Here is a 14,949-nt window from a genome sequence, read left to right as displayed (position 1 = left end):
CTCTTACAAAGCTGACCAATATGCAGGAAGAAAACGGGGAATCCCTTTTTCAAGTTTACTGTTGATCCTCACTTTGGAGAACGTTCACAGGATTTTCGTGCAATAACGGCCATTTTAATTTCAGACTTTTATTATCTGAATATATATATGCTTCCGTAAATGGCAGTGTGTTCTGTGGTATAGATATTAATACTGATGACGGCCGCGATAAAATCAAAAAAGCAGTATCTTTTTTAATAGACCAGACTTATGAGAATCTTTGATATTTATAAGAAAAACGGATTGTATTTGTTCTTTTTTACTTTAAACTGATATCTTCTCGCTTATGGAGCGTGTAAAACTTTATGTGCTACCCGATAGTGTGTCACCGTTATTTCCAAATAAAACCGGTAAATATACCGTCTATAAAAGCTAAAAACTTCAACATATGTTTATTTTTCTGAAAATATTGGAAACTATATTTGCTTTAATATTCACAACAAAATAATAGATGTCATGAGAAGTATAGTATTTAATTTATCCACTCTCTGTATGGGGTTTTTAGCCTTTTCACAAAATACAAATCACCATAAAACAAAAAAAACAAATAATGTGGCCACTGTCGTCCACAAAAACCCAAAAGATCTTTTTGATCCGGCTCCATTTGCTTTTTCTCATGCTACAACGAATGAAGTTGATGGGAAATATATATTCATATCCGGGCAAAGCGGAGGAGAAGGCTTGGAACATCATCTTTCTAAAGATTTTAGAACCCAGGTTAAATTTTCTCTCAAAAATTTGGAGACCGTACTTGCCGATTATCGGTTAGGAGTTAATGATGTTCTTAAAATTACGGTTTTAATGGTTGATCATGATCAGGAGAAACTTAAAATATGGACAGAGGAAATGCATAAAGTATGGAAAAATAACAAATTTCCGGCTAGTACTCTAATTCCAGTTCCCAGACTGGCACTAGATGATATGATGATAGAAGTAGATGCCGTTGCTTTTATTAAAAAGTAAAAATATATATAGATCTGGGGAATAAGCCATTTTTATAATATTTCATTAAAAAATAAAAAAAGCAGAGATCATTTCTCTGCTTGTTCTTTTTTAACGGCCTGGTGCATGACCAGGATAATTCCTAAAAGTATAATAGCAATCGCCAGATAACGCCAGGCAAGGCCATCTTGTTCCGTTACAGTTCCGCTGACCGAAATAATGAAACTTGTGATAGAAGTGATCACATACACCAGCCCACCCATCAGTCCGCCTGCTGTTCCCGCATTTTTAGGGAAATATAGCATGCTGGTAGTGAAAAATGATGTAAACAGGATCCCTGAACAGATATGAATAAAAAACGCAAAAGGAACCATAATAAAAAGGCTTTCCGCATGAAAGCTGGTCACAATCAGCCCGGTAATAAGGATCAGCTGCAAAACGATAGGCTGTAAAATTCTCTCTTTAAAATCAAGTTTAAGTCTTCGCTTTCCTATAAAACCGCCAATCATCCATGAAAATCCTAAGATCAGGGTACAATATCCAATAGCTACCGGAGTAAAGTGGAACGTATTTTCAATAATAAAAGGACCTGTAATGTTAAAAAGCATGACAATAGAGTAGCTCAGCCCTAAAATGAAAATCCCGAGCATAAAGATCCTGTTTTTCAGCATCATCTTATACAGGCTGATGTTTTCGTAAAGATTAAGTTTCTTTTTTTCCGGTAAGCTTTCACCACTGACAAACCATTCAAATAAAAACAGGATTCCCGCGTACAAAGCCAGAAAATGAAAATTGGCATGCCAGTTAAACAGTTTTTCAATATATCCACCCAGGAAAGGAGCCAGGATAGGTCCGCACGACCAGACGATTGTGAAATAACTCAGATAGTGCTTCACTTTTTCAGAATCATAGAGATCCACAAAAATAGCCCGGGTAGCAACAATAAGTACGGAAACGGCAGCTCCCTGAAGAATACGAAGCAGGCAGATCAGTAAAATACTGTTCGTCATCGTAATAAGAATACTGCTGATGATCAACAGCAGCAAAGCAATCAGTTTAAGACGGTAACGACCGATGCTGTCCAGAATTCCCCCGACAAAAAGCTGTGAGATTCCGTAGCTCAGTAAGTAAGACGTTAAGGTGATCTGGATATCCTTTTCAGATACCTGCATTTCCTTTGCCATCGATGGGAATGAGGGTAGATAAATATCAGTGACAAACCCTGAAAGCGGTATCGACACAAAAGCCATAATCGTTATTAATCTGATTCTTTTCTCAGACGCTTCTTTCAACAACATATTCATTCGTTATTTTACTAAGCAAAAATAAGCAGGGAATACAGAAGTTCAATTTTAAAAGACAAAGTAAAAATTATAAAAATCAAAGATTTAAAATGTGCTTTTAAATTTTAAAGGTGAAACTTCAGCATGTTTTTTAAAGAAATTATTGAAATGGGAAGGCTGGTCGAATCCCAGGGTATATCCTATTTCAGCAATATTCCAGTTGGTATATTTCAACAGGTTTTTGGATTCCTCAAATACCCTTTCTTTAATAATTTGAGTCGTGGTAAGCTGAGTGACAGATTTTACCGATGAATTCAAATGATTCACATGTACATTAAGCTGATCTGCAAAGTCAGAAGCAGTTTTCAGTGCCAGCGGGTATGCCGGAGAATCCAGTGGGAATTGCTTGTTAAGCAACTCATCAAATAAGCGGTATAAACGGATATTAGCCGGCAGTTCACTGGGATTGATGTCATCTACGCGGTTCTCCAAAGCAAGGTGCATGACAGAAGCGAGATGGCTTTTGATACTGCTGCACCGGAATGGGTAGGCCGAATGATTCAGTTTATACATCTGCTCAAAATAAAGAGTAGCCAGCTGGGTCTGTTCATCCGTTAAAAAAACAATAGGTTTGCTCCATTCTTTAAACAGTGAGGTCTTCTTAAACAGGTTGAGTTCAGTATTTCCACTAAAAAATTCCTGATTGAACAGACAGAAGTAGCCTTCCTGAAGATCACCATCACATTCCCATGAATACGGAATATTAGGTGAAGGAAAGAAAAGGGCAGGTTGGTCAATATAAAGTTTATGCGATCCGTACTGAAAGGTGCCTTTTCCCAGGATAAAACTTATCTTATAATAATCACGGCGGTTGTACGGGCTTTTAAAACTGCAGTATCTCCGCATGGAAACATTGAAATGCGACTTGCCTGTTTCAAAATCATCAGAATCAAACATTTTTACCTGGTTGTTCCGGATGCGTCTGTAATAATCTTCAATAGTTTCCAGCTGATCACTCATAATGTAGAAATTATAAAAATCAAAGATATGAAAATCAATTAATTTAATATTATTTTAAACAGGTTATGATCAGGTAAGATTTGTCTTTTTAAATGGCATAGGTCCAGGGAATTAGTTGATATCCAGTTTTAATAGATGCGACGGAAGTTGGAAAGGTCCGGCTGTAGCATCAGCAACAATGGTAAAACCTGATTCTTTTAGAAACTCTAAAAGCGGGTCATGAGCCATCATATTGAGCCAGATCATATCTGTGAAACTGGCTGCAGACCTGCATTTCTTCCAAAGAGATTGTCTGGTTTCCGGAGAATCAAATTCCGAAAGGATTACAAAGCAGATTTCTGTAGCTTTTTTCCCTTCAGGCAATTCAGGATGGCCGGAACCGCTTTTCAGAATACTGTAGCCAGCAGGCTGATCATCTGCATACATGATAATAAGCTGGTTGGAAAGGTCATTCAGGTCATTGATCATTTTTCTGGGATCAATATCGTTTGCAATATATTTTTTGATGTCTTCCTCAGCAACCAGTCCTTTGTGTAGAGCATAAACTGAAGAATCGATAATGGTTATAAGATCAGAAATTCCCTCCTCTGAACCCACTGTAAATTTTGAAATTATATTCATAGATCTTTTTTATTCAAAATTAGAATATTATTGGATTCGAAAGGGACACAGTTTTCATTAATTTAATCGGTACAGTGATTTATTTTTTATGAATTTGTGCGGTACACTTTGATAAAATGGTAATATGATCCTATAAATATGAAATTTTTACATCGGTTATTGAAGAGCAGATCAGAAATAGGATTTTGCTGAAAGGAGAACGCCCGCCTTCCATACGGGAGATCAAAAGCAGATACCAGCTGAGTACAAGCTCTGTTCAAAGTGGTTTTGAATATCTGATGATGAAAGGACTGATAGAAAGCAGCCCCCGTTCAGAATATTTTGTAGCCTCAGTTGAAGAAGACCATACTTCACAGGTCAGAGCAGATCTGATTCCTGTTGTGAGAGATCCTTGATTCACCAAAAATGTGATGCTGACCTCAGCCAGAAACAAACCTTCAGAATCCAGTTCTTTCCATATGGCAGCGCCTGGAGATCTTCTGATTCCGCAAAAACTCATCCTCAGAACGATACAGGAAGTCATCCGCGAAAAAAGAGCTTCATTATTACGTTATTATCCTTCAAATAGGTTGTATGAATTAAGAAAACAGATTTCCTTCAGATGGCAGGTCACGGATGTGTATTTAATCCTGATGAACTTATATTACAGACGGAGCATTGCAGGCATTGACCACTGCTTAAAGTGCAGTAACCGATCCCGGAGATATCGTAGCTGTCGAAAGTCCGTGTGTGTTTTCGGTTTTGGAGGCTGTAGCGAATCTGGGATTAAAAATAATAGAGATTCCTGTGCATTACGAAAATGGTTTTGATACAGAATATTTCAGAAAAGTCTGCACTTCGAATGATATAAAAGCCGTGGTGTTAACACCCAGTTTTCACAACCCGAAAGGTATTGTGATGGCTGATAATGCTAAAAAAGAACTCTTGGCCATCGCATCTATGCATCAGGTTCCAATTATTGAAAAATGATATTTACGGTGATCTTTATTTTGGAGATAAAAAGCCTCGTTGTATTAAAAGTTTTGACGATTCAGGATTGGTGATGACGTATTCTTCATTTTCAAAAACGTTGGCACCGGGCATTCGTTTGGGCTGGCTGCATACCGGATGTTTCTATGCCCGGTCGGAAAAGTCCCGGTTTATCCCGGGAAGATCAGTTGCTCCTATTTATCAGGAATTCATTACGGTAATAGAAGTCTGTCGTTTCCGATGATTTAAAAAAAGCAGGATTTTCTGAATGTAATCCACCTGGATTTTTAAACCATTCTGCTCAAGGTTTTCATCATAATACACTTTATAGCTGATCTTATTCTGTGAAAAGATGTACAACGGAATGAAAAGAAAGATAAAAAGTAGGAATCTGGTCATATTTCGGGATGATTAAAAGGGGGTCTAAAAAATAGAACAATCCAAATATGTTATTTCTTACATCAATTGCCATTTTTTGAAACTGGAAAAAGATCTATCAATTTCATTTCCGGAAAAATTTTTGAAATTGATCCCGGTAAAACCTGATGTTAATTAAATATTTTTTAATTTCGCAGCATTCAAGTTCAATCAGCAAATCTATCCATTGAGAGTCACAAGGCATTTTAAAAACTTTCTGACGGCAATTTTCATTGCTGTGTATGCCTTTGCTGTTTCTCCGGCGGAATATCTCCACCATCATTTTCTTCACAGTCAGAATGCAGGAAATACTTTTCAGCAGCCCAAAGGAGAGCATGTAAAGATTTTCAAAAAGGCCTTTTCATCATGCGATACAAAGTGTCCCATCTGCCACCATAAATTGTTGGGTGAAGGTGGAATCGGAAAGATTTACACCGCTGTTTTTGCTGTATCAAAAATCACGGGAAAGATTTTCTCTTCTCCCGAATTTCTATTTTCTTATACTCTTTTTTCCCTTTCGGACAGAGGCCCGCCGGCTGTATTATAATTTTTAAATATCCAAGTCTGCCTTTGCGGGCTTAACTTCTTTTAATTATTTAATTACATAATACATTTTCATGTCAATATTACAAGCCATTGAGCTTAGTAAGCAGTACAACCATGTTGCTGCTCTAAGCGGACTCAATATATCCGTACAAAAAGGAGAAATTTTCTGTCTGCTCGGACAAAACGGAGCGGGCAAAACCACAACGATAAATATATTCTTAGGTTTCTTAAAAGCAAGCTCCGGTAAGGCCCTCGTCAAAGGTGTTCCGGTGGAAATCAATGGGGAAACCACCAAAAAATATATAGCTTATATCCCGGAAGTGGTGCAGCTGTATCCTCATCTTACAGGGATCGAAAACTTAGATTTCTTCAGTCAGATGGCAGGTTTCAGATATTCCAAAGAAGAACTGGGAATGTTGCTGGAAAACACAAGCCTTCAGAAAGAGGCTCATCACAAAAAACTGGCTGCCTATTCCAAAGGGATGCGTCAGAAAGTGGCTATTGCCATTGCTGTTGCAAAAAGTGCAGACCTCATCTTAATGGACGAACCTACTTCAGGACTTGATCCGAAAGCCACCGCAGAATTCACCAGAATATGTAAAGAACTTGCCGCCAAAGGGAAAACCATTATGATGGCAACCCATGATATTTTCAATGCAGTGAATGTGGGAACGCGGATTGGCATCATGAAAGAAGGAAGATTGGTTCATACCCTTGATGCTAAATCTGTTACTGCTGCTGAACTGCAGAAAATTTACTTAGAAACTATTTAAGAACCGGATAATGAGATATTTATATATCGCAGTAGCACTGGCCGCAGCCAGTGTGAAAATCTGTGCGCAGGAGACATTGTCCGGGGAAGTCATCGGCGAAAATCATCACAGGCTTAAAGATGCCCGAATCATTATTAAAAATAACGAAAACAGATATGAGACAACATCCTCTGACGGGAATTTCAGCATTCCGGATATCAGGAGAGGAAAATATGAAATCAGTATCAATGCTGAATCTTACGATACGTATATCGAACAGATTGAAGCGGACAGTACATTTTTAAACAAAAAGCTGATCATTCGCCTGTACAAAGTTGGAGTTATTCAGGAAGTGGAGATTTTAGGCAGGGCCTCAAAAAAATACCAGAGTGATTATTCTTTCTCGGCCACTAAAATTGGAGTTCAGAACAAAGATATTCCTTTTTCAATCTCTACGGTGAGCAAGGAACTTATCAGCGACCGGCAGGCTTTTCAGCTGGGTGATGCGGTAAAAATGGCCAGCAGCGTAACTCCTGTGAGTTACTACAACCAGTTCAGCATCCGGGGAATTGCACAGAATGAAGAAGGAACGATCATCAACGGAATGCGGACCCGGCAGTATTATTTTATGCAGCCTATTACCACCAACCTTGAAAAGATAGAAGTTATAAAAGGTCCGGCCAGTGCTGTTCTTTCCAGTGTGGATCCGGGAGGAAGCATCGTTTTGGTGACTAAAAAGCCATTGAAAACACCAAGCCGGGAAGTTACAATGAGTGTAGGAAGCTTTAGTACTATAAGAAGCTCACTGGATTTTACAGGACCATTGAACAAGGAAAAAACGCTTCTGTACAGGTTTAATGCAGGGTATGCGCAAGCACAGAGTTTCAGGGATATCCAGTCCCAGAAGAGTGTTTTGGTATCTCCTTCAATTTCTTATATCCCTAACGACAGAACCGCGATCAACGTAGAAATGATTTACAGTGATCTGAACGGGAAGATAGACAGAGGACAGCCTATTTTCGGAGCGGTAGACGGGATGACAGATCTGCGGAGCACTCCGATAAGCTTTAATCTTGGAGCTATTAATGATTATTTTAAATCAAAGGAGCTGATCATTATGTCCAATTTTACGCACCGGATTACCGATAAGATCAGCATTAATGCATCATACATGAAGCAGACCTGGAAGGAAGATCTTCAGGAACACAGAACTACGAATGCTTTTGCTGTAGATGCAAATAACAAGCCTGTTCCAACGTTGGCCGGAATGCAGATGGTTCAGAGAAACCAGTTCTGGAATACAGACAATCTCAATGCTTATCTGGTGTTTAATCTTAAAACAGGACCGATTGAACACAAAATTCTGACAGGTTACGATTTTATCAGCACTCATAAGTACAAAGGCGGAGCACAGAATACAGCAAGAGGATATCTTCTTACCAACGGGAAAACAGCCGCTTCCTATAATCCCCAGAATGCAGAGAACTATCAGATGGTGACTATCGATGGGATTACAATGCCTAAACCCAACGTGGAACACTTTAATTTGGCAAATTCAGGTTACAGTATAAAAAATCCGCATGAATATGTATTTTCAAAGGTTGCACTGCCACCGGCCCTGATAAGGTCTAATGGAATCTACATTCAGGATCAGATGAAATGGGACCGTTTTAATTTATTCCTAAGCCTTAGGCAGGAATGGTTTCAGGATGTTACCCACTATAAAGAGAATAATGAAATCATCGTTAAAGACAGCAAACTGATCCCCAGGATAGGTCTTACCTACAATCTCAATGAACGTATCAACATTTATGCTTCCTATATCGAAGGATTTCAGCCGCAATCCAATACAGCGTCACTGGCTCCGGTGGCTATTCCTCAAGGCCGGGCTTTTGACCCTTTGCGGAGCCAATCCAAAGAGGTTGGGATGAAAGCCGACTTTTTTAATAAAAAAATCCATATTGATGTTGCCGTTTATGAGATTCGCCAGAGGAACATCCTTTTGAATGCTAATGATCCTGCAGAACCGGATCGTCTGATAACCAGAGGACAGGAACGCAGCCGGGGTTTTGAGATGGACATTATCGGAAACATATCGCGGGTATGGCAGGTGTTTGCCTCTTACGGATATAATGATGCAAGAATTATTGACGATATCAATCCTGCGCTGATAGGCGCCAGAAAACAGAACACTCCGTTTCACAGTGCCAATATCTGGCAGAAATACAGCTTTGAAGAGACCTCTTTTCTGAAGGATATTGCCATAGGACTAGGTGTTCAGTATAGCGGTAATAAAGTTCCCATGTATAACCGCTCTTTCCTAGTCCCGGAATACACAGTCTTTGATGCAGCTGTTTACTACACCCCGAAGCAGGGACCTGTGAGGATTTCGCTCAATGTCAATAACCTTTTTAATACGACTTACTGGCTGGGCGCGCAGAATTATCTCCGTCTGTTTCCTGGAGCTCCAAGAAGTGCAGTGCTTATGGCAGTTTATAAATTTTAAATCTTAAGAATATGAGAATACATATTATCCGTCTGATTTCAATACAGTTTTGGAAACAGTCATTACAAAATAAGGCCGTCATTTTTCTTCTGATGATTCTGAGTCTCCTGTTTGTATTTGCTGCCTATACAGGCTGGCAGGACTATAAAACACAGGAAGATACCAGGGTAAAACATCAGGTGGATGTACGAAAGCAATGGGAGGGAAAGCCGGATAAACATCCCCACCGAATGGCTCATTACGGTTACCTGATCTTCAGGGCAAGATATCCTTTAAGCTTTTTCGATTATGGCTTGGAACGGTATATGGGAAATTCAGTATTTCTGGAAGCTCATAAGCAGAATACCGTTAATTTCTCAGAGGCCGGTTTTTCATCAGGAATGTTGAGGTTCGGAGAGGTAAGTACGGCAATGATTCTGCAGACCCTGATTCCATTATTTATATTTTTCCTGGGATTCAGCTGTATTTCGGCTGAAAGGGAAAATAATACCTTGAAAGTACTGATCAGCCAGGGCGTACGATGGAAAGAGTTGCTTGCCGGGAAAATACTGGGACTGCTTTGCCTGGTGGGATTGGTTTTTGTTCCGGTGATGATCCTGTTGGTGGTCATGTGGTTTTCTCTGACAGATTTTAAAAGCACAGTTGATGAATTTCTTCGCCTATTCTGGATTGGCGGAGCCTATCTGATCTACTTTTTCATTGTTTGCAGCGTTTGTGTAATGGTATCTGCAGTAAGCAAAACTTCAAGATCTTCTTTAGTCAAACTGATAGGTTTGTGGCTGCTGTTTATCGTGATTATTCCCAGAACAGCACAGGCTTTCGGAGCGTATCTGCATCCGGCGCCATCAAAAATAGATTTTGACACCAACGTTGAAAATGAACTGGTAAAAACCGGAGACAGCCACAATCCGAATGACATCTATTACCAACGAATAAAAGATTCTCTTCTGCATGCTTATCAGGTGAAAACCGTGGAAGAACTGCCTTTTAATTACAGCGGCTATATCATGGCGGAAGGAGAAAAAATCAGCTCCGGAATTTACAACAGACATTGGCAAAAACAGCTTGATATTTATGAAGAACAGAACAGCATTAACCGTTCACTGGCCTTTGTGAATCCTTTCCAGGCGGTTAAAGATCTGTCGGCAGCACTTACCGGTTCAGATTTTAATTCCTACATCAATTATCAGGAACAGGTTGAAGGATACAGATACCAGCTGGCACAGCTAATGAACAAACTGCAGATGGAAAACATCAGCAACAAAAAGCAACAGGGTAATGATAAACCTTATACCATCAGCAGTGATCACTGGAAAGAACTCCCTGATTTTCAATACCGGTTTATTGATCAGACAACACTGTTTCAGAATGAGATGGTTTCTGTGATTTCCCTTCTGGTGTGGGCATTGGGCCTTCTTTTCGTCCTTCATTTTATGTCTAAAACAATAAAAATAAATTAATCATGTATCTTTTATTATTTAAGAACTTCATCCGTTCCCGTTCTGCCTATCTGGGAATGCTGTTCCTGCTGTTATCAGGTCTGGTCAGTATTTTTGTGGGAAGGCAGTTTATAGAGAAACAGAAAGCCAATATTGAGCATACGGCTGTATACCAGAAAGAACATATTGAAAGGTATACAGGCTATATAGAAAAGGATCTCGGACTTTTATTATATTACCTGAAATTTGGATTGGTTAATAAAACAGACAACCTGAATGCGCTTTCAATAGGGCAGCGGGATGTAAATCCTTCTATACAGATTTTAACGATCAGAAATCTGGAAGGACAGAAGCACGATACGGATCTTCAGAATCCTGTAAGTCTGCTTCTGGGCAGTCTGGATCTGGGCTTTGTGATTATTTTCCTCTTCCCGTTGGTGATTATTTCTTACTGTTATAATCTTTTGTCCGAAGAAAAAGAGGAAAGTACATGGATTCTGCTTTCCGTACAGTCCCAAACACCTTTCAGAATTCTGTTTAAAAAATTTATGGTCCGTTTTGCGCTTATTACCGGAATTTTACTGTTGCTGATTATTCTGACAGTTCCCATTCTGAACTTAAGGATTAATGGGGCACTGGCAGGTTTTGTTCTGGTATCAGTCTTTTATATTATCGTTTGGTTTGCTTTAAGTTTCTGGGTAGTTTCCTGGAATAAGAGTTCCCGAGCAGGTGCTGCCGGGCTTTTGTGTTTCTGGATTGTGCTTACAGTTATTTTTCCCGCCGTGCTCAATACTTTTATTCTAAGTAAATATCCTTTACCGGAAGCATTGGATACTGCAATTGAGCAAAGAGAGGCCTATCATGAAAAATGGGACACCGACCAGAAGCCGACTTTAGACAAATTTTACAAACATTATCCGCAGTTTAGATCGTACGGATATCCAAAAGAAAGCTTCAGCTGGCTTTGGTATTATGCGATGCAGCAGATGGGAGATGATGAGTCTAAAAACCAATCTGATCAATTGAAAGCAAAGCTTTGGAAAAGAGAAGAAATGAGCCGTACCCTTTCTTATTTTGTTCCTGGACTTCATGTACAGTTTCAGTTGAGTGATCTTACAGGATCTGGATTAGCCGATCAGTTAAGGTTTACACAGGCTGCAGAGCGTTTTCATGAAGGCAAAAGGCTTTTGTTTTATCCTAAAATCTTTGCGAACGAGCCGACGGGGAGTATCTACTGGCAGCAATTTCAACTGGAATATTACAGCGAACGGAGCAAAATTAACTGGTTGGTTATGCTGGGGCCATTATTGCTGTTTAGTCTCCTGTTTTTTTATCTGGGAACTGTCAATTTTAAGAAGCAAACGGTTTTGTAAGGTATCTGTTGAAACAAAGATAGAATCTTGAAGAAGAATAAATGGATGGACGAAAGTAAAATATAATAACCTAATAATCCTTTTACAGGATCAATAAGGCTAATAAAAGCACTGAATTTTTATTATAACCATAAAAAATGACAGCCGTGTGAAAGAAAAGAAGAAAAAAATAGCATTTTGACTCAAATTTTTTTAGTCGTAGTTAGGCTGGAATTACCATAAAACCTATATTTGCACCCTAAATTTTAAAAATAATGAAAGAACTAATTGAAAAAATCAGCGCTGAATTCGAAGCGTTTGCAACTGAGGCTAACCAACAAGCAGAAAAAGGAAACAAAGCTGCAGGTACAAGAGCTCGTAAATCAGCTTTAGAACTTAGCAAACTGTTCAAAGAATTCAGAAAAGTTTCTGTAGAAGAAGCTAAAAAATAATTCGTTCCCAAGCCGGCTCACTGAGCCGGTTTTTTTATGCCATGATTGTACTGGTCAACGGTCTGATTCTGACCAAAATTCCCAGACTGACATATTTGTAAAATAGCCCTTTTATTTCTGCATTTTCTTCTTTATTCACGCAAATTCTGTTATCTTTAAGCATTCAATATATGTTATGAAGATAAATAATTTTTTTGCTCTGTCTGCGCTTATGCTGGCCGCCCAGTTCTCATGGGCTCAGGTGAAGGTAGGTCCTAAAGAAAAACTTGATCCTATTGTGAAAAGCTTTGTAGATGAAATCAATAACAATTCCCAGCTGGAAAATATGGCCTATGAGCTTCTGGATGGTATCGGACCACGACTTGTAGGAACTCCTGAAATGTTGGCTGCCAATGAATGGTCTGCAGCTAAACTCCGTTCCTGGGGAATAGAATCAAGTTTGCAGCAGTTTGGCACATGGAAAGGGTGGCAGCGTGGAATTACCCATGTAGACATGGTGTACCCCCGTGTGAAATCATTGGCTGCAACACAGCTTGCGTGGAGCCCGGCAACGAAAAAAGCAGTAGAAGCTGAGGCTGTAGTGCTTCCAAAAGTTTCTTCCAAAGCGGAATTTGATGCATGGCTTCCTTCCGCAAAAGGGAAAATAGTGCTTATGGCCCAATACCAGAAAATCGGACGTTCAGATGAGCAGATCAAAGAATTTGCTACACCGGAACTGTATGAAAAACTGAAGGCAGAAAAAGAACAGGCCGGAAAAGACTTCCGTGATTATGTAAAAAACATTGGCTATGACAATAATACGCTTCCGGAAGCTTTGGAAAAAGCAGGAGCAGCAGGAATTGCTATTTCCAATTGGACAGGTATCATGGGAGCGAACAGGATTTTCGGAGCGAAGACTTCAAAGATTCCAATGATCGACATTGATTTGGAAGATTACGGGATGCTTTACAGAATGGCAGAAAAGGGTGCGAAACCTAAAATCAGGGTAGAAGCGCAGTCCAAAATCCTTCCTGATGCGAAAAACCTTAATACGATCGGTATTATAAAAGGAAAAGAAAAGCCTGAGGAGTATGTGATTCTTTCTGCCCACCTTGATTCCTGGGATGGTGCTCAGGGAGCAACAGACAACGGAACAGGTACGCTTACCATGCTTGAGGCCATGAGAATACTGAAAAAATATTACCCGAACAATAAAAGAACTATCGTTATTGGACTTTGGGGAAGTGAAGAGCAGGGATTGAATGGTTCCAGAGGCTTCGTAGCAGATAACCCACAGATTATAAAGGGGACACAGGCAGTATTCAATCAGGATAACGGAACGGGACGTGTAATCAATATCAGTGGGCAGGGATTCGTGGATTCTTACAGCTATATCGGGAAATGGCTGAATGGAGTTCCTAAAACCGTGAGAGATCACATTAAAACAGATTTCCCGGGAATGCCCGGCGGTGGCGGTTCTGATCATGCGTCATTCGTAGCGGCCGGAGTTCCAGGATTTTCTTTAAGCTCATTGAACTGGGGATATTTCGGATATACATGGCACACAACGAAAGATACGTATGACAAGATCGTTTTTGATGAGGTGAAAAACAATGTGGTTTTAACGGCTGCACTGGCTTATATGGCATCAGAAGACCCTGAATTTACCAGCAGAGAAAGGAGAGTGATGCCTAAGGATGATAAAGGGGAAACGGTAAAATGGCCGGAAGCTAAGGAACCGAGAAGAGATTCTAAGGAATATAAATAGACGTTTTGGAGAACCAAGAGCCAAGAACCAAGATTTCAGACATCAGATTGGAGATTTTGAGACTAAAGTGAATGGTGAATTTTGCTTCGCAAGTGAATGGTAAATTCTAAAAACCAAGATGCGAGATATGAGATTTTATTAACCGGGTTTTAAATTTCCTGGAAATATTAAAAGGCTGTACAGATTATTGTACAGCCTTTATTTTTGCGGATAGAGAAGGTTCCTTATTTCTTGGATTTTACTTTTCTTAATGATATAAGTTTTGCAGATCTTATTGTTCAGGTTCATGCTGAAATGCATCTCAGTATGTTCCTTTTCCCACGTATGATTGGCTAGCGGGATATAATCTGAAAAGATGGGCCAGAAATTTGCGAGACACAAAAAGTTTCTTTTTAAAGATAATAACAGCCCGGGATAGTTTCCAAAATCATCAATTACTTTTATTTTAAATACAGCTTTTCCTAAAGACGTTCCCAAGTACCATTCGCATAAAGTCCCAGAAATAATGACACACGGAATGGAATACAAAAAACTAATGAAACCTATTTTTTCAAATACAAAAAAGAAAATAAGGAAGAAGGGCAGCATATCGATAAGTTTAGCGAGAAGTCTTTCTGTTTCGTTGCCTTTATAAGTTGCATCGTAGGGAAAATCATATTCAAAAGAATTATAAATTCTGTACCCAAATTCATCGAACTCGTGGGTGGGTCTTCGGATGATTCTTCTTTCCTTAAGTTCGGATATTTTCATTGGTTTTTTTACAGTTCTGATTTTTTTTCTGCTCATTCAAACATAACAATAATAGTTTAATAAAACACGTCAACTTCTGTCGTATCGCGCGCCTACATTTGCATTAGTAAAATT

Annotated in this window: 15 protein-coding genes; 11 read left to right on the top strand and 4 right to left on the bottom strand. The window is 39.3% G+C overall.

What is annotated here, in order from left to right; genetic code table 11:
* Positions 1 to 495 precede the first annotated feature (495 nt).
* Complete coding sequence (locus DRF60_RS02675; RefSeq protein WP_238639980.1) at positions 496 to 1,002, top strand: RidA family protein; 507 nt, start codon at positions 496 to 498, stop codon at positions 1,000 to 1,002.
* A 68-nt stretch (positions 1,003 to 1,070) separates the two neighbouring features.
* Here DRF60_RS02675 and DRF60_RS02670 read toward each other — a convergent pair whose 3' ends face one another.
* The 3 genes from DRF60_RS02670 to DRF60_RS02660 all read right to left on the bottom strand — a co-directional run bounded on the left by DRF60_RS02670 (position 1,071) and on the right by DRF60_RS02660 (position 3,905).
* A complete protein-coding gene (locus DRF60_RS02670; protein WP_116010805.1) occupies positions 1,071 to 2,276 on the bottom strand; it encodes an MFS transporter in 1,206 nt (401 codons plus the stop codon).
* A gap of 93 nt (positions 2,277 to 2,369) precedes the next feature.
* Positions 2,370 to 3,284, bottom strand: a complete 915-nt coding sequence (locus tag DRF60_RS02665) for a helix-turn-helix domain-containing protein (protein ID WP_116010590.1) — start codon at positions 3,282 to 3,284, stop codon at positions 2,370 to 2,372.
* 111 nt (positions 3,285 to 3,395) lie between these two features.
* Entirely contained in the window at positions 3,396 to 3,905 is a 510-nt protein-coding gene (locus DRF60_RS02660; RefSeq protein WP_116010589.1) for a hypothetical protein, read from the bottom strand.
* A gap of 185 nt (positions 3,906 to 4,090) precedes the next feature.
* On the opposite strand from DRF60_RS02660, the gene DRF60_RS02655 reads away from it, so the two are divergent.
* The 10 genes from DRF60_RS02655 to DRF60_RS02610 all read left to right on the top strand — a co-directional run bounded on the left by DRF60_RS02655 (position 4,091) and on the right by DRF60_RS02610 (position 14,085).
* On the top strand, positions 4,091 to 4,300 hold the full coding sequence (locus tag DRF60_RS02655) for a LexA family protein (protein WP_157967921.1): 210 nt from the start codon (positions 4,091 to 4,093) through the stop codon (positions 4,298 to 4,300).
* Between the two features lie 334 nt (positions 4,301 to 4,634).
* Positions 4,635 to 4,874 (top strand): hypothetical protein, encoded by a 240-nt coding sequence (locus DRF60_RS02650; protein WP_123902619.1) that lies wholly within the window; start codon positions 4,635 to 4,637, stop codon positions 4,872 to 4,874.
* Positions 4,864 to 5,118, top strand: a complete 255-nt coding sequence (locus DRF60_RS20980) for a hypothetical protein (RefSeq protein WP_123902618.1) — start codon at positions 4,864 to 4,866, stop codon at positions 5,116 to 5,118. The genes DRF60_RS02650 and DRF60_RS20980 overlap by 11 nt, the downstream gene beginning before the upstream one ends.
* A gap of 360 nt (positions 5,119 to 5,478) precedes the next feature.
* Positions 5,479 to 5,838: a hypothetical protein gene (locus DRF60_RS02640; protein WP_116010585.1), complete on the top strand. Its 360-nt coding sequence runs from the start codon at positions 5,479 to 5,481 to the stop codon at positions 5,836 to 5,838.
* Between the two features lie 70 nt (positions 5,839 to 5,908).
* Positions 5,909 to 6,610: an ABC transporter ATP-binding protein gene (locus DRF60_RS02635; protein WP_116010584.1), complete on the top strand. Its 702-nt coding sequence runs from the start codon at positions 5,909 to 5,911 to the stop codon at positions 6,608 to 6,610.
* A gap of 10 nt (positions 6,611 to 6,620) precedes the next feature.
* On the top strand, positions 6,621 to 9,095 hold the full coding sequence (locus DRF60_RS02630; protein WP_116010583.1) for a TonB-dependent receptor: 2,475 nt from the start codon (positions 6,621 to 6,623) through the stop codon (positions 9,093 to 9,095).
* A gap of 11 nt (positions 9,096 to 9,106) precedes the next feature.
* On the top strand, positions 9,107 to 10,555 hold the full coding sequence (locus DRF60_RS02625; RefSeq protein ID WP_116010582.1) for an ABC transporter permease: 1,449 nt from the start codon (positions 9,107 to 9,109) through the stop codon (positions 10,553 to 10,555).
* Between the two features lie 2 nt (positions 10,556 to 10,557).
* The gene (locus tag DRF60_RS02620; protein ID WP_116010581.1) at positions 10,558 to 11,907 is read left to right on the top strand and encodes a DUF3526 domain-containing protein; all 1,350 of its coding nucleotides are present in this window, start codon (positions 10,558 to 10,560) and stop codon (positions 11,905 to 11,907) included.
* 254 nt (positions 11,908 to 12,161) lie between these two features.
* Positions 12,162 to 12,338 (top strand): histone H1, encoded by a 177-nt coding sequence (locus DRF60_RS02615; RefSeq protein ID WP_116010580.1) that lies wholly within the window; start codon positions 12,162 to 12,164, stop codon positions 12,336 to 12,338.
* 175 nt (positions 12,339 to 12,513) lie between these two features.
* Complete coding sequence (locus DRF60_RS02610) at positions 12,514 to 14,085, top strand: M20/M25/M40 family metallo-hydrolase (protein WP_116010579.1); 1,572 nt, start codon at positions 12,514 to 12,516, stop codon at positions 14,083 to 14,085.
* A gap of 198 nt (positions 14,086 to 14,283) precedes the next feature.
* Here DRF60_RS02610 and DRF60_RS02605 read toward each other — a convergent pair whose 3' ends face one another.
* Positions 14,284 to 14,835, bottom strand: coding sequence for an RDD family protein (locus DRF60_RS02605; RefSeq protein ID WP_157967920.1), 552 nt, complete (start codon positions 14,833 to 14,835; stop codon positions 14,284 to 14,286).
* Positions 14,836 to 14,949 lie beyond the last annotated feature (114 nt).

Source organism: Chryseobacterium elymi (assembly GCF_003385495.1).
GTDB classification, from domain to species: domain Bacteria; phylum Bacteroidota; class Bacteroidia; order Flavobacteriales; family Weeksellaceae; genus Chryseobacterium; species Chryseobacterium elymi.
The sequence above is the reverse complement of the archived record's forward strand: the minus strand, read 5'-3'. Positions and strand labels throughout refer to the sequence as shown.